The 17,964-nt window shown below is 61.4% G+C and carries 14 protein-coding genes; 8 read left to right on the top strand and 6 right to left on the bottom strand.

All coding sequences use genetic code 11. The annotated features are described in order from the left end of the window. Positions 1 to 113: 113 nt before the first annotated feature. From IT763_RS09925 to IT763_RS09910, 4 genes are read left to right on the top strand one after another with little or no spacing between them, the layout of a single operon-like run. Positions 114 to 1,124 carry a 2-aminoethylphosphonate ABC transporter substrate-binding protein gene (locus IT763_RS09925; RefSeq protein ID WP_016927990.1) on the top strand — a complete coding sequence of 337 codons (1,011 nt, stop codon included), beginning with the start codon at positions 114 to 116 and terminating at the stop codon, positions 1,122 to 1,124. A gap of 8 nt (positions 1,125 to 1,132) precedes the next feature. Continuing rightward, positions 1,133 to 2,257, top strand: coding sequence for a 2-aminoethylphosphonate ABC transport system ATP-binding subunit PhnT (gene phnT, locus IT763_RS09920; RefSeq protein WP_046688468.1), 1,125 nt, complete (start codon positions 1,133 to 1,135; stop codon positions 2,255 to 2,257). Between the two features lies 1 nt (position 2,258). Further along, the gene (phnU, locus tag IT763_RS09915; protein WP_016927992.1) at positions 2,259 to 3,122 is read left to right on the top strand and encodes a 2-aminoethylphosphonate ABC transporter permease subunit; all 864 of its coding nucleotides are present in this window, start codon (positions 2,259 to 2,261) and stop codon (positions 3,120 to 3,122) included. Positions 3,123 to 3,124: 2 nt separating this feature from the next. Then, positions 3,125 to 3,928, top strand: a complete 804-nt coding sequence (locus IT763_RS09910) for an ABC transporter permease (RefSeq protein WP_033640530.1) — start codon at positions 3,125 to 3,127, stop codon at positions 3,926 to 3,928. Between the two features lie 47 nt (positions 3,929 to 3,975). Here IT763_RS09910 and kdgR read toward each other — a convergent pair whose 3' ends face one another. Beyond that, complete coding sequence (gene kdgR, locus IT763_RS09905) at positions 3,976 to 4,767, bottom strand: DNA-binding transcriptional regulator KdgR (RefSeq protein WP_206195380.1); 792 nt, start codon at positions 4,765 to 4,767, stop codon at positions 3,976 to 3,978. 231 nt (positions 4,768 to 4,998) lie between these two features. Here kdgR and IT763_RS09900 point away from each other — a divergent pair, with 231 nt between their 5' ends. Beyond that, positions 4,999 to 6,393, top strand: coding sequence for an MFS transporter (locus tag IT763_RS09900; protein WP_049300224.1), 1,395 nt, complete (start codon positions 4,999 to 5,001; stop codon positions 6,391 to 6,393). Positions 6,394 to 6,483: 90 nt separating this feature from the next. Here IT763_RS09900 and IT763_RS09895 read toward each other — a convergent pair whose 3' ends face one another. The 5 genes from IT763_RS09895 to IT763_RS09875 all read right to left on the bottom strand — a co-directional run bounded on the left by IT763_RS09895 (position 6,484) and on the right by IT763_RS09875 (position 12,096). Beyond that, a complete protein-coding gene (locus tag IT763_RS09895; RefSeq protein WP_049300223.1) occupies positions 6,484 to 7,191 on the bottom strand; it encodes a hypothetical protein in 708 nt (235 codons plus the stop codon). Positions 7,192 to 7,530: 339 nt separating this feature from the next. Next, the gene (gene htpX / locus IT763_RS09890) at positions 7,531 to 8,415 is read right to left on the bottom strand and encodes a protease HtpX (protein WP_016927998.1); all 885 of its coding nucleotides are present in this window, start codon (positions 8,413 to 8,415) and stop codon (positions 7,531 to 7,533) included. 308 nt (positions 8,416 to 8,723) lie between these two features. Next, positions 8,724 to 10,772, bottom strand: coding sequence for a carboxy terminal-processing peptidase (prc, locus tag IT763_RS09885; RefSeq protein ID WP_016927999.1), 2,049 nt, complete (start codon positions 10,770 to 10,772; stop codon positions 8,724 to 8,726). A gap of 19 nt (positions 10,773 to 10,791) precedes the next feature. After that, a complete protein-coding gene (gene proQ / locus IT763_RS09880; protein WP_206195379.1) occupies positions 10,792 to 11,502 on the bottom strand; it encodes an RNA chaperone ProQ in 711 nt (236 codons plus the stop codon). A gap of 96 nt (positions 11,503 to 11,598) precedes the next feature. Beyond that, entirely contained in the window at positions 11,599 to 12,096 is a 498-nt protein-coding gene (locus IT763_RS09875) for a GAF domain-containing protein (protein ID WP_097102273.1), read from the bottom strand. A 255-nt stretch (positions 12,097 to 12,351) separates the two neighbouring features. On the opposite strand from IT763_RS09875, the gene yebS reads away from it, so the two are divergent. The 3 genes from yebS to rsmF all read left to right on the top strand — a co-directional run bounded on the left by yebS (position 12,352) and on the right by rsmF (position 17,737). Further along, positions 12,352 to 13,599: a membrane integrity lipid transport subunit YebS gene (gene yebS, locus IT763_RS09870; protein WP_028128162.1), complete on the top strand. Its 1,248-nt coding sequence runs from the start codon at positions 12,352 to 12,354 to the stop codon at positions 13,597 to 13,599. After that, the gene (locus tag IT763_RS09865; protein ID WP_015377667.1) at positions 13,568 to 16,198 is read left to right on the top strand and encodes a PqiB family protein; all 2,631 of its coding nucleotides are present in this window, start codon (positions 13,568 to 13,570) and stop codon (positions 16,196 to 16,198) included. The genes yebS and IT763_RS09865 overlap by 32 nt, the downstream gene beginning before the upstream one ends. Before the next feature lie 102 nt (positions 16,199 to 16,300). Continuing rightward, complete coding sequence (rsmF, locus tag IT763_RS09860; RefSeq protein WP_049300221.1) at positions 16,301 to 17,737, top strand: 16S rRNA (cytosine(1407)-C(5))-methyltransferase RsmF; 1,437 nt, start codon at positions 16,301 to 16,303, stop codon at positions 17,735 to 17,737. The last annotated feature ends 227 nt before the right edge of the window (positions 17,738 to 17,964 follow it).

Genomic DNA, 17,964 nt, shown 5'->3' with positions numbered 1-17,964 from the left:
GCCGGCAACTATATTTTGCCGCTTTCATTTGTTTGTCATATTTGCCGATTAGCTTGGCCGCATATCTGGTGTATACCAGTTTCGCATAAACCCGCAACAGTGAGGCTGAAGCTATGAAATTCTCTCGTCTGGTCGTGATGACCGCCATCGCACTCGGCGCCGCGCCGGCCTGGGCCGCCGACGCGGTGGTGACCGTCTACTCCGCCGATGGTCTGCACGACGGCGATCACAGCTGGTATCAAACCCAGTTCGACGCCTTCACCCAGGCGACCGGCGTCAAAGTGCAGTACGTCGAAGGCGGCTCCGGCGCCATCGTGGAGCGCCTGTCGAAGGAGCGCAGCAACCCGCAGGCCGACGTGCTGGTGACGCTGCCGCCGTTCATCCAGCGCGCCGCCGCGGAAAAACTGCTGCAGGATTTCACCCCGCAGGATGCGGCGCAGATCGCCGACGCCCAGCCGCAGTTCGTGCCGCTGGTGAACAACTACCTGAGCTTCATCTATAACGCCAAACTGCTGCCGCAGGCGCCCGCCAGCTATCAACAACTGCTGGACGCGCAATTCCGCAATAAGCTGCAGTACTCCACGCCGGGTCAGGCGGGTGACGGCACCGCGGTGATGCTGCAGGCGTTTCACAGCTTCGGCAGCAAAGATGCCGGTTTCGACTACCTCGGCAAGCTGCAAAGCAACAACGTCGGCCCTTCGGCCTCCACCGGCAAGCTGACCGCGCTGGTCAATAAAGGCGAGTTGCTGGTGGCCAACGGCGATCTGCAGATGAATCTGGCGCAGATGCGCAGCAATCCGAACGTGAAGGTGTTCTGGCCGGCCGGGCCGGACGGCAAACGCAGCACGCTGGTGCTGCCTTACTATATCGGCCTGGTGCAAGGCGCGCCGCAAAGCGCCAACGGCAAAAAACTGATCGACTTCCTGCTGAGCAAAGAAGCGCAGAGTAGCGTCAGCGCCATTTCCTACGGTATGCCGGTGCGCAAGGACGTCACCCCGACCGACGATAACTTCAAGCAGTCGCAGGCGGCGCTGAAAGGCGTGGACATCTGGGCGCCGGACTGGAACCAGGTGGTGAACAGCCTGTCCGCCGATATCTCCCGCTGGCGCCAGGTGACCGAATGACGCTGACGATGCCTTCTACCCTCTCTTCCCGCGCCGAGGCGCGGGATAGCAGCCTCGACATCGCCGGGCCGTCGGGCATTCAGCTCAACCGCGTCAGCGTGTCGTATCGCGGCACCGAGGTGCTGAAACCCCTCACGCTCACCATCGCCCCCGGCGAAGTGCTGGCGCTGATCGGCCCCTCCGGCTCGGGTAAAACCACCGTGCTGCGGGCGATCGCCGGATTCGTGCAGCCCTCCGCCGGACGCATCGCCATCGGTGACATCGATGTCACCGACGTGCCGCCCTATGAGCGCGGCCTGGGCATGGTGGTACAGAACTACGCGCTGTTTCCGCATATGCGCGTCGAGGACAATGTGGCGTTCGGCCTGCGCGCGCAAGGCAAGCCGCGCGGCCTGACCGCCGAGCGCGTCGAAGAAGCGTTGGCCATCGTCGGCATGTCCGCCTACGCCAAGCGCTATCCCAGCCAGCTTTCCGGCGGCCAACAGCAGAGGGTGGCGATCGCTCGCGCCATTGCGGTGCGCCCCAAAGTCTTGCTGCTGGATGAGCCGCTGTCGGCGCTGGACGCGCAAATCCGTCACAGCATGGTGGAAGAGATCGCCCGCCTGCACCGCGAGCTGCCGGATCTGACCATCCTGTACGTCACCCACGATCAGGGGGAAGCGCTGACGCTGGCGGATAAGATCGGCATCATGCGCGACGGCCACCTGATCGCCCACGGCGAAACCCGCGCGTTGTACCACCATCCGACGAACCGCTTCGCCGCCGAGTTTCTCGGCCGCGCCAACCTGCTGCCGGCCACCGCCCTTGAGACTACCGCGCAGCAAGGCATGACCACCGTCAGCTGCGCCGGCAAAGTGATCGGCTGTTTCACCTACGGCGCACAACGCGGCTTCGACAAGCTGCTGTGCATCCGGCCGCAGCATATTGCGCTTGATGCCGACGCCCAGCGCAGCAACTGCCTCATCGGCACGCTGCGCGATATTCATTGGCAGGGGGAGCTGACGCACCTGCAGTTCGAGGTACAAGGCCATTCGCTGCGCGTGGTCACCACCCATCGCAGCCGGATGCCGCAGATCGGCGAGCGCGTGCCGCTCTATTTCGCCCCCGACGATGCGGTACTGATCGAGGACTGACATGACCGACTCTACGCTTATTCGCCCGGCCCTGCGGCTGCGTTTCCCGCGCAGTCTGTGGATCCTGCTGCCGCTGCTGGTGCTGGCGACGCTGTTTTTCTACCCGTTGGCGCTGATCGTCAAACAGGCGTTTACCGACGATCAGGGGCTATTCAGCGCCGCCGCGCTGCAACAGGTGTTCGAATCCCGGCGCTTTGTCAGCGCTCTGCTCAACACGCTGCAGATTGCGCTGCTGGCGACGCTGGGCTGCCTGGTGCTCGGCACCCTGCTGTCGCTGCTGCTGGTGTTCACGCCGTTCCCCGGCAGCCGACTGATCGCCCGGGTGATCGATACCTTTATCGCCATGCCGACCTTCCTGATCACGCTGGCCTTCACCTTTATCTACGGCTCCGCCGGTCTGCTGAACGGCACGCTGATGACGGCCTTCGGTTTCACCCTGCCGCCGGTGGACTTTCTTTACTCCATCTGGGGGGTGATCCTGGCGGAAATCACCGTGTTTACGCCGCTGGTGATGCGCCCGCTGATGGCGGCATTGTCGCAGATCGATCGCAGCCAGCTCGAGGCCGCCAGCATTCTCGGCGCCCGGCCGGGGCGCGTGGTGCGCCAGGTGATTTTACCGGCCGCGCTGCCGGCCTTGCTGGCCGGTGGCAGCCTGTGCCTGCTGTTGACCACCAATGAGTTCGGCATCGTGCTGTTTATCGGCGCCAAGGGCGTCACCACGCTGCCGATGATGGTCTACACCAAAGCGATTCTGGAGTCGGATTACGCCGTCGCCTGCACGATCGCCGTCGTGAATATCGCGCTGTCGCTCGGGCTGTTCTCCCTTTACCGCTACGCCGCGGCGCGCGCCGGGCTGAGGAACTGACGATGTTGATATGGTCCCGCACCGGACGCACCCTGACCTGCACGTTGACGATCTCGCTGTTCGCCCTGTTCTTCTGCCTGCCGCTGGCGGTGATCCTGATGTCCAGCCTCAGTGAACAGTGGAACGGCGTGCTGCCGAGCGGTTTCACCCTCAACCACTTCCGCCAGGCGTTCAGCGGCGCCTCCTGGGACGCGCTGGTCGCCAGTCTGGCTATCGGTTTCAGCGCCAGCCTGTTCGCGCTGTTGTGCGGCACCTGGGCGGCGCTGGCGCTGCGCCACGCGCCTGAGCGCGGCCGACGACTGCTGGGCACGCTGTTTTTCATTCCCAGCGCGGTGCCTTCGGTCTCTATCGGTTTGGGGATGCTGGTGGCGTTCAGCCAGGGGCCGCTGCAGATGAACGGCACCTTCCTGATCGTGCCCGCCGCTCACTTCGTGCTGATTTCCGCCTTTACCTTCGGCAACGTGATGGCCGGGTTGACCCGGCTACCTGGCGACTACGAGAACGTCGCCGCCAGCCTGGGCGCTTCGCCGCTGTTCCGCCTGCGCCACGTCACCCTGCCGATGATCGCCCCCTACATGATCTCCGCCTTCGCGCTCAGCCTGTCGCTGTCGATGGGGGAGCTCGGCGCGACCATGATGATCTACCCGCCGAGTTGGGCGACGCTGCCGGTCACGATCTTCAGCCTGACCGATCGCGGCAGCATCGCCAACGGCGCGACGCTGACCATGATCCTGGTGGCGGCCACGCTGTTGCTGATGTTAGTGCTGGAGCGGATTGCGCAGCGGCTGACGCCGGGCGCAAAATAGCAACAAGGCGCTGCCATGGCGGCGCCTTGTTTTTTAGAAACGAAGGGTCAGAACGGGTAGTCGTGATAGCCCTGCAGCTCGGAAATGCGTCGGGCGGCGACGTGCAGCAACGCCACATACTCCTCCCGCGCCGCGTCGGAAAAACGCAGCGTCGGGAAAGAGATGCTCAGCCCGGCGATCGCCACCCCGAACCGATCGAAGACCGGTACGGCGATGCAGCGGATCCCCGCCTCCTGCTCTTCGGCATCTTCGCCGAATCCCTGCGCTCGTACCCGATCCAGCACCGGCAACAGTTCGGCGGCGCTGGCCAAGGTATGCTCGGTGCTGCGGGTAAATTCCATCTGCGACAGGATCTGCGCCACCTCATCCCGATCGCGCCAGGCCAGCAGCACTTTACCGATGGCGGTGCTGTGCAGCGGGTTACGGCGACCGATGCGCGAATACATGCGCAGGTTGTACATCGCGTCGATCTTGTGGATATAGACGATACCGTCCTCATCCAGAGCGCCGAGGTGGATGGTTTCGCGGGTGCGGTTCGACAGTTCGCGCATCTGCACGTCGGCGCTGCGGATCAGATCGACGTTCTCCAACGATTTGGCGCCCAGTTCGAACAGCTTGAGCGTCAGCGCATACTTTTCCGTCTCGCCCTCCTGCGAAACGTAGCCCAGCGCTTTCATGGTCTGCAGAAAACGGTAGACGGTGCTTTTGGACATCATCACCCGTTGGGACAGTTCGGTAATGCCAATCTCGCGCTCATCGCCAAGCGCCTGCAGAATGCCGAACACTTTCATCACGGATGAGACGGCATCCGGTTGCTTGTCTGAATCTGCGTTAGCCATGGTGCATACCCTACTTAACGGTTTTGTTTCAGGAAATTTAAACAAGGGTTTCAGTATAATCGGAACAGATCGCAGCGCGCAACGCGGCTGAACGCTAAGCAATTGAAGCCAAATGGATAACCGTTGGCCCGCTCACCGCCGTTTACAATTAAGCGGACAAGGGGCATGCAATCACGGGCGAATATGATTAGCATGATAATACTCCCCTGAATAAATACCGCTGAGACCAACATGCGTCCTTGTTCCGACGGCCTCCCCGTCCCGCAACGCTATGGGGCGATCCTCGCCATCGCCCTCGGCATTACCGTATCCGTGCTCGACGGCGCGATAGCCAACGTGGCGCTGCCCACCATCGCTCGCGATCTCAACGCCAGCCCGGCCAGCTCCATTTGGGTAGTCAACGCCTATCAGTTGGCGATCACCGTGTCTCTGCTGTCGCTGGCGTCGCTCGGCGATCTGGTCGGCTATCGCCGCATCTATCAGGCCGGATTGCTGGTGTTCAGCATCACCTCACTGTTCTGCGCCCTGTCCGACTCGCTGCTCACCCTGACCATCGCCCGCGTGCTGCAGGGCTTTGGCGCCGCCGCCATCATGAGCGTCAACACCGCGCTGATCCGCATCATCTACCCGCAGCGTTTTCTCGGCCGCGGCATGGGCATCAACTCGCTGATTGTCGCCTGCTCCTCGGCGGCCGGGCCGACGGTGGCGGCCGCTATCCTGTCGGTCGCGTCCTGGCAGTGGCTGTTCGCCATCAACCTGCCGATCGGCATCGTCGCGCTGCTGCTGGGGATGAAATTCCTGCCGGCCAACGGCCAGAAAAGCGATAACCGCCGTTTCGATCCCACCAGCGCGGTGCTGAACGCGCTGACCTTCGGCCTGCTGATCACCGCCATCAGCGGCTTCGCCCAGGGCCAGAGCCTGACGCTGATCTTCAGCGAAATCGCCGCACTGCTGGCGATTGGCGCGGTGTTCGTGCGCCGTCAGTTGCGCCAGGAATTCCCTCTGCTGCCCGTCGACCTGCTGCGTATCCCGATCTTCGCCCTGTCGATGGGCACCTCAATCTGTTCGTTCGCCGCGCAAATGCTGGCGATGGTGTCGTTGCCGTTCTTCCTGCAAAGTGCATTGGGCCGCGACGAGGTGGCGACCGGGCTGCTGCTGACGCCGTGGCCGCTGGCGATCGTGGTGATGGCGCCGATCGCCGGTCGGCTGGTGGAGCGCGTGCACGCCGGCCTGCTGGGCTGTATTGGGCTGGCGCTGTTCGCGCTCGGGCTGTTTTCGCTGGCGCTGCTGCCGGCGGCGCCGTCGAATATGGACATCATCTGGCGCATGGTGCTGTGCGGCGCCGGCTTCGGCCTGTTCCAGTCGCCCAACAACCACACCATCATCTCCGCCGCGCCGCGCAACCGCAGCGGCGGCGCCAGCGGCATGCTGGGCACCGCCCGCCTGCTGGGGCAAACCTCGGGGGCCGCGCTGGTGGCGCTGATGTTCAACCTGTTCCCTACCTCCGGCACCCACGCTTCGCTGATCCTGGCCGGCGTGTTCGCTACCCTGGCGGCGGCGGTCAGCGGCCTGCGCATCACCCAATCGACCGCGCAAACGGCGCAGCCCAGCCGCGAGGTGAAATAGAGGACATTGAAAGAGCCGGAACCCAATCGATTTTAAAACCGTCGCGGCCTGCCTGAGCCGGGCCGCGTCGAGTGCGATGCAGGCCTGGCGTCAGTCGCCGCTCCTCAAAGGGCTGCGGCCTTGTCGTAGACACGCTAAATAGGCGTCGTCATCCGGATACCAGCCAACAATGCGTTGGCCGTCGTTATCCACCCCCTCGAAGCCCTTCAGTAAGCCAGGGACGAACATCCGCTTTATCAGATCTTCGGCCTGCGCGCTGTCGATGCGGCAATCACAGCGCGTGTCTCCGTCAACCTGAACGAAGTTCTGCAACGAAGCGAGACACCGCGCGTCGAGATCGCCATGGACATGGATAAACTCCCCCGTCTCTACCAGAGTGAGCGCGGTCAGGTCTCCCCCCACCACGAATGCGCCGTCGTTTCCTGAGCTGCAATAGGCGTGGCGTATGCGGACATCATCACGCACGACCAGTCCGCCCCAGCAAATCAGCGTATCCGCCTGCAGCCGACCCAGCACGACAATGCCGCCGTCCTCGCGCTGCGGTGACACCGCCAGGCATCCTTCCACGATCACATCGCCGTCCACGATCAGGTAATCGTACTCGTGGCTGTCGTGCTCGTCGGGGAAAAATGCCGGGAGGTGAAGATCGCCTGAATGCCAGCGAATAGCCGGCTGTTCAGCATCGTCATCATGCCGGTTGAACAGTTCCGCAACCGCATCGGCGATACCGCTTGTCAATTCGGCCAGGCGCGCCGGTAGCTCATCACCGTTGAGTAAGGGAAGGTGGTTGATTTTCATAGGGCCTCAGGGACAAATGTCATTGCGCCAAAGCATATAACATGCGCCTCCAAAGCCAAACAGCCGGCCGTGACCGAGCACGATGCGGCTTACCCACTCACCGGGTGAACGGGCATCGCACCTGCCCAGGCTGAGAGGCAGAAAGACGCTATTTTCAGGTGGGCTTCAGGGACTTCGGACGCTGCTGCGCAGCATTAACGCCCGTAGACTTTGGTGAGGCGCTTTACCCCATTCATTGCCGAATTTCATTGTTGAATCCGTCACCGCCGCTGACCAAGCGGTTCAGGTATGCCATAAAAAAAACCCCGGCAAGCCGGGGTTTTCCTTTCATTCAGCCGATTATTTCAGGTACTGGCCGGAACGCAGCGCTTCGATACGCTTGTCGAGCGGCGGATGCGACATGAACAGCTCGCTGAACGACTTGGATTTGCCGTTGATGCAGAACGCCATCATGCTGCCCGCTTCCTGCGGTTCATAGCTGGTTTTCAGACGCTGCAAGGCGGCGATCATCTTCTCGCGGCCCACCAGTTTGGCGGAGCCGGCGTCGGCATAGAACTCGCGGTGACGCGAGAACCACATGGTGATGATGCTCGCCAGGATGCCGAACACCAGTTCCAGCACCATCGACACCGCGAAGTAAATCATCGGGTTGCCGTTGCCTTCCCCTTCGCCATCACCGTCGCGGTTGCCGAGGAAACCGGCGGCGACCTGCGCGATCAGGCGTGAAATGAAGATGACGAAGGTGTTCACGATGCCCTGAATCAGGGTCATGGTCACCATATCGCCGTTGGCAACGTGGCTGATTTCGTGCGCGATGACCGCTTCCGCTTCGTCGCGGCTCATGCTCTGCAGCAGGCCGGTGCTGACGGCGACCAGCGAGGCGTCGCGGCGTGCGCCGGTAGCAAAGGCGTTGATGTCCGGCGCGTGGTAGATAGCGACCTGCGGCATGGCGATGCCCGCCTGCTGCGACTGACGGCGTACCGTTTCCAGCAGCCAGTTTTCGGTTTCGTTACGCGGTTGTTCAATCACTTCCCCGCCGACGGAGCGCAGCGCCATCCACTTGGACATCAGCAACGACACGAAAGCGCCGCCGAAGCCGAACAGACCGGCCATGATCATCAGGCCCTGAACGCTACTGGATTGGATTCCTGTCAGGCTGAGCACCAGCCCGAAAACCAACATCACCGCCAGGTTGGTGAGCAGGAACAGAGCTATACGCATCATAAAATGTTTACTTCCTCATAAATGTTAACAAAACGCTGTCTAAGATACCCTAGATCGTATGGGCATTCGTCACAGTTTCAAGAGTCGCGCGTCATTAACCTACTAAAAATACGAAACTTTACAAAAACGGCGCGCGACCGGGATTTGGCAAATTGTAAACGATTGTTGCGTAAGGCGGAGTTTTTTTACCCTAAATTTGTCAGGCGATGCATCAGCCCGCCTCCCTTCATCCAGCAGGGAGGCTGGCCTTCGCGTCGCCATAAAAAAACGCACCCGAGGGTGCGTTTTTCATCCTGCCGTAGGCGGCCTTATTTGGCCGGCGTTGGCTGCTGAGCGGGCTGATCTTTTTCCAGATGAGCCAGGTCCAGCGCGATATGCACAGATTCATCCAGGTACGGATCCGGTTCCTGGTAATCCTTCGGCAGATCGTCGAGCGATTTCAGCGGCTTCTTGCCCGCGCGCTCCAGGCGCTCGTTGATGCGTTTCAGACGGGTCGCGTCGTCATCGTGGTTCTCTTTCTCGCGCACCGCCAGATTGAGGGACACGATGTTGCGTTTATCCTTCAGCGCCTTGTAATGCGCGATATCCTGCGCGATGTACTGGAACTCCGGATTTTGCGCAATGCGCTGCTGGTGATCTTTCAGCAGTTCCGGCTCGAACGGCGTCATATCGCCGGTCTTGCTGTAGGTCGCCGCATTGATGCTGTCCCACGGCATGGCGTTGTCTTCAAACGCTTCGCCGGTTTCCGCCGGATCGACGCCGGTCGGCATCAGAATGTCCGGCGTCACGCCCTTGCGCTGGGTGCTGCCGCCGTTGACGCGGTAGAACTTCTGAATGGTGTACTGCACCGAACCGAGCGCCGGCCACTCAGGGCGCAGCATCTGATCGTAGATGCGGTTCAACGAACGGTACTGCTGCACGGTGCCTTTACCGAAGGTCGGTTCGCCGACGATCAGCGCGCGGCCGTAATCCTGCATCGCCGCCGCGAAGATCTCGGAGGCGGAGGCGCTGAAGCGATCGACCAGCACCACCAGCGGGCCTTTGTAGTAGGTCACGCCGTCGGTGTCGGCATCTTCACGCACTTTGCCGTTGTTATCGCGCACCTGCACCACCGGGCCGCTCGGAATGAACAGGCCGGACAGCGACACCGCTTCAGTCAGCGCGCCGCCGCCGTTGGTGCGCAGGTCGATGATCACGCTCTTGACGTTCTGCTTGGCCATCTTCTGCAGCTGCACTTTCACGTCATCGGTCAGACCGACGTAGAAGCCGGGGATGTCGAACACCGCCACCTTCTCTTTGCCGACGGTCTTGATGGTCATTTTCACCGCGCGGTCTTCCAGGCGGATGCGCTCGCGGGTCAAGGTGACCACGCGGGTTTTGGTGCCCTTGCCGGCCGGCAGGACTTCCAGGCGCACCTTGCTGCCCTTCGGCCCTTTGATCAACGACACCACGTCGTCCAGACGCCAGCCGATCACGTCCACCATCGGTTTGCCGGCCTGGCCGACGCCGACGATGCGATCGCCTACGGTGATCGCCTTGCTCTTCGCCGCCGGGCCGCCCGGCACCATCGAGTTGATCAGGGTGTAGTCGTCATCCATCTGCAGCACCGCGCCGATGCCTTCCAGCGACAGGCTCATCTCGGTGTTGAACTGCTCGGTATTGCGCGGAGACAGATAGTTGGTGTGCGGGTCGATTTCATGCGCAAAGGCATTCATCGCCAGTTGGAAGACGTCTTCGCTGTTGCTTTGCGTCAGGCGCTTGATGGCGAACTGATAGCGCTTGGTCAGCGTGTCGCGGATTTCTTTGTCGGTCTTGCCGGTCAGCTTGAGGTTCAGCTCGTCATAGGTGACTTTCGCATCCCACAGGCTATCCAGCTCGGCCTTGTCTTTCGGCCACGGCGCTTTGCTGCGGTCGAGATCGATAGTGCCGTTGCCGGTGAAGTTCATCGGCTTGTCCAGCAACGACAACGCATAGGTATAACGCTCGAAACGGCGTTTCTGCGCCAGATTGAACAGCGCGTAGAAGGTGTCCAGCTTGCCGGTTTTCAGCTCTTCGCCAACCTGATTGCGTTTGCCGGCGAACTGCGCCACGTCGGAAGCCAGCAATACGTTATGGTTGTAGTCCAGCATGTTCAGGTAGCGATCGAAGATCTTGCCTGAAAACTCCGCGTCAAGGGCGAACTGGCGGTAATGAGAGCGAGTGAAGCGCGAGGTAACGCGCTCACTCACCGTAGCGTGCTGGGGTTCCTGTTGCAGTTGGGGCAGTTGGCCGATGCGGATGTTGGCTGTTTCCGCGCCGTAACTGACACCCGCCCACAGCAGCCCTGCAATCGCTGTTAATCTGACGAATTTGTTCATGCCTGGGTTGGCCTCCGTATCAGAACTGCAAGTGTTCTGCGCGCACAATCATCGCCAGACCGGAAGAGAGCTGCACACGTACGCCATCTTTAGCGATTTCGAGTACGGTAGCATCCATCGCGCTCTTGCCTGCTCTGACTTTGATTTCCTGGCCAATTTGCAGTTTAGAGATATCCGTGACTGGCGCATAACGCGGCTGGCTTTCCTCTTTGGCTACACGAGGTTGGCGAGCGGGCTGTGGGCGAGTTTGTGGGCGCGGCTTGCGGTTTTCCGGCACGGCTCCGCCTTCGCGACGTGCAGCGGGCTTTTTACCGGCTGGACGCGGACGGCGTGGCGCAGCATCGGCGGATTCGCCGGCGGCTTCACGTTTTTTGGCGTTTTGTTCGGCACGCTGTGCCTGAACGCGCGCTTTGGCTTCTTCAAGCTGCTGGCGAGCATGATCGACATGCTGCTGTTCCAGTTCACCGCACGGATTGCCGTCCAGATCGACGCGCTGCGCGCCGACTTTAACGCCGTACAGGTAACGCCAGCTTGAGGTGTACAGGCGCAGGGCAGAACGCAATTGCGTTTTGCTGAGATTCTCTTCCCCCTGCACGCGCTCTACCAAATCCTGAAAAATACCGATTTTCAGCGGACGAGCTTCGCCTTCGGCGCTAAAGCAGAGCGGAAAACGCTCGGCAAGAAAAGCAATGACTTCTTTACTAGAGTTCAACTTAGGTTGATTTTCCATGAAATTTCCTGATTACAACGGTATTGCCAACAAGCCACAGGCATGAACAGGCGTCATTATAATGACGCCATCGGTAATTGCCACGTTAACCGTCGATCAACTTGCCGCCACAGTCACATATTTCGCACTGTCGCACTGTTCCAGTTGCTCACAAAGCCCCGCCACCACTGCTTTCAGGCCCGCTTCGTCCCGTTCGTCGAAGCGTTGATAAACCGTGCTATCGATATCCAAAACGCCGATCGTCCGGCCGCCAACCGCCAGCGGCAGCACGATTTCCGCGTTGCTGGCCGCATCGCAGGCGATATGGCCCGGGAACGCATGCACGTCGCCGACGCGCTGCACGCGATTTTCCGCCACCGCCGTGCCGCACACGCCCTTGCCCACCGGGATGCGCACGCAGGCGATCTTGCCCTGGAACGGCCCCAGCACCAGCTGTTCGCCCTCCATCAGATAGAAACCGACCCAGTTCACGTCATCCAGACGCTCGTTGAGCAAGGCGCTGGCGTTGGACAGCGCCGCGATAAAGTTGGTCTCCCCGCCGAGCAACGCGCTCAGATCACGTTTTAATTCCGCGTAGAATTGTTCTTTTGTCATGTGATAACCATTGAAACAGTGAAGATGGCCAGAAGCCCAAAGCTTAGGCCCTATAAAATAAGCATTAAATGCGTATAGCCACAAGGTTAATCATCTGTTGCTTCACAAAACCCCGTCGCTCGGGGTATGTTTGCCGCTCAGAATCCCGGTTTACCTCGTTTTACCGTCCGGCGCCCGATCGCCAGTGACGCGGCCGGTTTATTTTTCAGCTACGCTGACAGTTCCGGCGGGCTCAAGGGCAGCGACTTGTCAAAAATGAAAATACACGCGATCACCGCCCCCCTTTCCAAAGCGCGCCACCAACGCTGCTGCGAGTGCGATCTGCTGTTCATGCTGCCGCCGCTCAGCGGCAATCAGGCCGCTTATTGTCCGCGCTGCAACGCCAAGGTGGTGCACGGCCGCGATTGGTCGATGACGCGTCTGACCGCCATGGCGATCACCATGCTGCTGCTGATGCCGTTCGCCTTCACCGAACCACTGATCAGCATCCGCCTGCTCGGCACGCGCATCGACGCCAGTTTGCTGGAGGGCATCTGGCAGATGAGCCGCCAGGGCGATCCGCTCACCGCCAGCATGGTGGCGTTTTGCACCCTCGGCGCCCCGCTGACGCTGGCGCTGTCGTTGCTGTACCTGCGCTTCGGCCACGCGCTCGGCATGAACCTGCGCCCGGTGCTGCTGATGCTGGAACGGCTGAAAGAGTGGGTGATGCTGGACATTTATCTGATCGGCATGGCGGTGGCGGCCATCAAGGTGCAGGATTACGCCGACATCCAGGCGGGCAGCGCGCTAATCGCCTACCTGTCGCTCACCCTGCTCAGCATCCTGACGCTGATCCACGCTAACCTGGAGCAGCTGTGGGAGCGTTACTATCCGCAGGAACAGCCGGAAGGCCCGCCGGCGGCGCTGCATATTTGCCTGTCCTGCCACTATACCGGCTACCCTGACGCGCGCGGCCGCTGCCCGCGCTGCCATGTGCCGATGTGCCACCGCCAGCCCTACAGCCTGCAGAAAACCTGGGCGGCGCTGATCGCGGCGATGATCCTGCTGATACCGGCCAACCTGCTGCCGATTTCCATCATTTACGCCAACGGCGTGCGGCTGGAAGACACCATCTTCTCCGGCGTGGTCTCACTGGCCACCTCCGGCAACGTGCCGATCGCCGCCATCGTGTTCATCGCCAGCGTGCTGGTGCCCTTCACCAAGGTGATCGTGCTGATCACGCTGTTGCTGAGCATCCACTTCAAAACCTCGCACAGTCTGAAGACGCGCATTCGTCTGCTGCGCCTGGTCACCTGGATCGGCCGCTGGTCGATGCTCGATCTGTTCGTTATCGCCTTGATGATGTCGCTGGTAAATCGCGATCAACTGTTATCTTTTACTATGGGACCGGCCGCGTTTTACTTTGGCTCGGCGGTCATTTTGACTATTCTTGCCGTTGAATGGCTCGATAGCCGATTGATTTGGGATGCACATGCAACAGGAAACGCCGACTACACCGACTGAAGCGCGGGTCAAGAACAAACGCCGCATTTCACCGTTCTGGTTACTGCCGTTCATCGCCCTGCTGATCGCCGGGTGGCTGGTCTATAACAATGTCCAGGAGCGCGGCACCACCGTCACCATCGATTTCCAATCGGCGGCGGGCATCGTTGCCGGCCGCACGCCGGTGCGCTACCAGGGCGTTGAGGTCGGCACGGTGCAAAAAATCAGCCTGAGCAAAGATCTGCGCAGCATCGTGGTGGAGGCCAGCATCAAAAGCGATCTGGAAGACTCGCTGCGCGAAGGCACTCAGTTCTGGCTGGTGACGCCCAAGGCCTCGCTGGCCGGGGTGTCCGGCCTCGATGCGCTGGTCGGCGGCAACTATATCGGCATGATGCCCGGCAGCGGCAAGGAGCAAACCCACTTCACCGCGCTCGATACCCAGCCGAAGTACCGCCTGAACACCGGTGAACTGATGATTCACCTGCACGCCGACGATCTCGGCTCGCTCAACAGCGGCTCGCTGGTCTACTACCGTAAAATTCCGGTCGGCAAGGTGTATGACTACACCATCAGCGAAGGCAACAAGGGCGTGACCATCGACGTGCTGATCGACCGCCGCTTCGCCAACCTGGTGAAGAGCAACAGCCGCTTCTGGAACGTTTCCGGCTTCAAGGGCGATTTTAGCCTGTCCGGCGCCACGGTGCAGATGGAGAGCCTGGCGGCGCTGGTCAACGGCGCCATTGCCTTCGATTCTCCGGCCGATGGCCAGCAGGCCAAGGGCGATCAGAGCTATACCCTGTATCCTGATCTGGCCCACAGCCAGCGCGGCGTCAATATCCTGCTGGATCTGCCGAGCGGCAACAGCCTGAGCGAAAACCGCACGCCGCTGATGTACCAAGGGCTGCAGGTCGGCACCCTGACCAAGCTGACGTTGCAACAGGACAGCAAAGTGGTCGGTGAACTGACCATCGATCCTTCGGTGGTCGATCTGATGCGCAGCGGCACCCGCATCGTGATGCGCAGCCCGCGCATCAGCCTCAACGACGCCAAGCTTAGCCAGTTGCTGACCGGCACCACGCTGGAACTGGTGCCGGGCGAAGGCGAGCCGCAGCAGCGCTTCAACGTGCTGGACAGCAGCGAAACGCTGTTGCAACAGCCTGGCGTGCTGACCGTTACGCTGAATGCGCCGCAAAGCTACGGCATCGACGTCGGGCAGCCGCTGGTGGTGCACGGCGTGAAAGTCGGCCAAATCCTGAGCCGCACGCTGACCGCCGGCGGCGTGGTATTCACCGCCGCCATCGACGCGCAGTACCGCGGCCTGCTGCACAAAGACAGTAAATTCGTGGTCAACAGCCGTCTCGACGTCAAGCTGGGCATTGACGGTATGGAAGTGCTTGGCGCCAGCGCCCAGGAATGGGTAGACGGCGGCGTGCGCATTATTCCCGGCAGCAAGGGGGAACCGGGCGGCCAATACCCGCTGTACGCCAACAGCGAAAAAGCCGAGGAAGGCATCGTCGGCAACGCCCCCGCCACCACCCTGACCCTCAGCGCCACCAGCCTGCCGGACGTGCAGGCCGGCTCGGTAGTGCTGTACCGCAAATTCCAGGTGGGCGAGATCGTCAACGTTCGGCCGAAGGCCAACGAGTTTGAGGTGGACGTCTACATCAGCCCGGAATACCGCAAGCTGCTGACGCGCGAAAGCATCTTCTGGGCCGAAGGCGGCGCCAAGGTGCAGCTCAACGGCAGCGGGCTGACGGTGCAGGCTTCGCCGCTCAACCGCGCGCTGAAAGGCGCCATCAGCTTCGATAATCTACAGGGCGTGACGCTGAACAAGGGCGCCAACCGCGTGCTGTACGCCAGCGAAACCGCCGCCCGCGCGGTGGGCAGCCAAATCACGCTGAAAACCTATGACGCCAGCAAGCTGTCGGCGGGCATGCCGCTGCGCTACCTCGGCATCGACGTCGGCCAGGTGGAGTCGCTGCAGCTGGCGCCGGAGCGCAACGAAGTGTTGGCCAAAGCGGTGCTGTATCCGGAATACGTGCAGACCTTCGCGCGCCTCGGCAGCCGCTTCTCGATCGTGTCGCCGGAGATCTCCGCCGCCGGCGTCAGCAATCTCGATACCCTGCTTCAACCTTATATCAACGTGGAGCCGGGGCGCGGCCGCGAGCTGCGCACCTTCGAGCTGCAGCAGGCCAGCATCACCGACTCGCGCTATCTCGATGGCCTGAGCGTCGTGCTCGACGCGGCCGAAACCGGCTCGCTGCAGATCGGCACGCCGGTGCTGTTCCGCGGCGTGGAGGTCGGCACCATCACCGGTTTCTACCTTGGCGCCATGTCCGACCGGGTGCACGTTGCGCTGCGCATCAGCAAGAAGTATCAACATCTGGTGCGCAACAACAGCGTGTTCTGGCTGGCGTCGGGTTACAACCTGCAGTTCGGCCTGACCGGCGGCGTGATCAAGAGCGGCACCTTCCAGCAGTTCATCCGCGGCGGCATCGCCTTCGCCACGCCGCCGACCATTCCACTGGCGCCGAAAGCGACGCCGAACAAGCACTTCCTGCTGAATCCGGAAGAGCCGAAGGACTGGAAAACCTGGGGCACCGCCATTCCGCGCGATTAACTTTCGCGTTTTCCTCAGGGCCCGGCAATGCCGGGCCCTGTTTTTTTCCGCTTTGTGATAAACTCTCGCCCTTGTCTTTATTGCACCCTGAGAGTTCGCCCCGTGGCCAAATCCACCGCCGTTTTTCTGCCCCCCGCTTTCCTTGACGCCACCCGCGCCATCATGCCCGCCGAGCTGGCGATGGACGATTTTATCGCCGCCTGTCAACGCCCGCTGCGCCGCAGCCTGCGCGTCAACACGCTGAAAATCAGCGTCGCCGACTTCCTGGCGCTGGTGCAGGATTACGACTGGCGACTGGAGCCCATTCCCTGGTGCGCGGAAGGGTTCTGGATCGAGCGCGACGATGAAGAACTGCGTCTGGGCAGCGCCGCCGAACACCTGAGCGGTCTGTTCTACATTCAGGAGGCCAGTTCGATGTTGCCGGTCAGCGCGCTGTTCGCCGGCGACGCGGCGCCGACTCGGGTGCTGGACGTGGCGGCGGCGCCGGGCTCCAAAACCACCCAGATCGCCGCGTTGATGGGCAACCAGGGCGGCATCGTCGCCAACGAATACTCCGCCAGCCGGGTGAAAGTGCTGCACGCCAATATCAGCCGCTGCGGCGTGAAGAACACCGCGCTGACTCACTTCGACGGCCGGGTGTTCGGCGCCGCGCTGCCGGAAAGCTTCGACGCCATTCTGCTCGACGCCCCCTGCTCCGGTGAAGGCGTGGTGCGTAAAGATCCGGACGCCATGAGCAACTGGTCGCCGGACAGCGTCGCCGAGATCGCCGCCACTCAGCGTGAGCTGATCGACAGCGCGTTTCATGCGCTGGCGCCGGGCGGCGTGATGGTTTATTCCACCTGCACGCTCAATGCGCAGGAAAATCAGCAGGTGGTGCGCTGGCTGCTGGACACCTATGGCGACGCGGTCAGCGTCGAGCCGCTGGGTGAGCTGTTCCCCGGCGCCGGCAAGGCATTGACCGCCGAAGGTTTCCTGCACGTCTTCCCGCAGATTTACGACAGCGAAGGCTTTTTCGTCGCCCGTCTGCGCAAACAGCACGCCGTAGCGCCGTTGGCGAAGCCGACCTATAAAGTCGGTAAGTTTCCGTTCAGCCCGCTGTCCGGCAAAGAGGCGGCGCTGGTCGCCCAAGCCGCCGCCGCATCCGGCTTAACCTGGGGCGATGACAGCCGGCTGTGGGAGCGCGATAAGGAAATCTGGCTGTTCCCGGCCGAGCTGGAGCCGCTGTTCGGCAAGGTGCGCTTCTCGCGTATCGGTCTCAAGCTGGCGGAACGCTTCCCGAAAGGTTTCCGTTGGCAGCACGAAGCGGCGATCGCCCTCGCAGGCGCCGGCGGCAAACAGCATTTCGAGCTGGACGCCGCGCTGGCCCAGGCGTGGTATCACGGCCGCGATCTCTACCCTGAGCAGCCACCGGCGGGCGACGAGTGCATCGTCACCTATCAGGGGCAACCGCTGGGCATCGCCAAACGCATTGGCAGCCGCATCAAAAACAATTTGCCGCGTGAACTGGTGCGGGATGGCGCGCTCGATTTCCACCTGTAAATAATACCGCGCCGGGGAATGAAACTCCCCGGTGATAAAATAACACTAATAATATTCCCATCGCCGTTCGTTATTATTCTAATCATTTCACTTTATCGGTATGCCTCGCCTACAAACCCCGTCATACGGGGAATGAGAATAAAAAGTTTCTCGTTTTCATCAAGACAATTCCCGATTCTTATTCTATTAATTAAAGTGCAGCTAAATGAATACGTTCAACCCACCTC

The sequence above is a fragment of the Serratia sp. CMO1 genome (genome assembly GCF_015689115.1).
Taxonomy (GTDB): Bacteria; Pseudomonadota; Gammaproteobacteria; order Enterobacterales; family Enterobacteriaceae; genus Serratia; species Serratia marcescens.
This window is presented reverse-complemented; position numbering and strand designations above follow the sequence as displayed.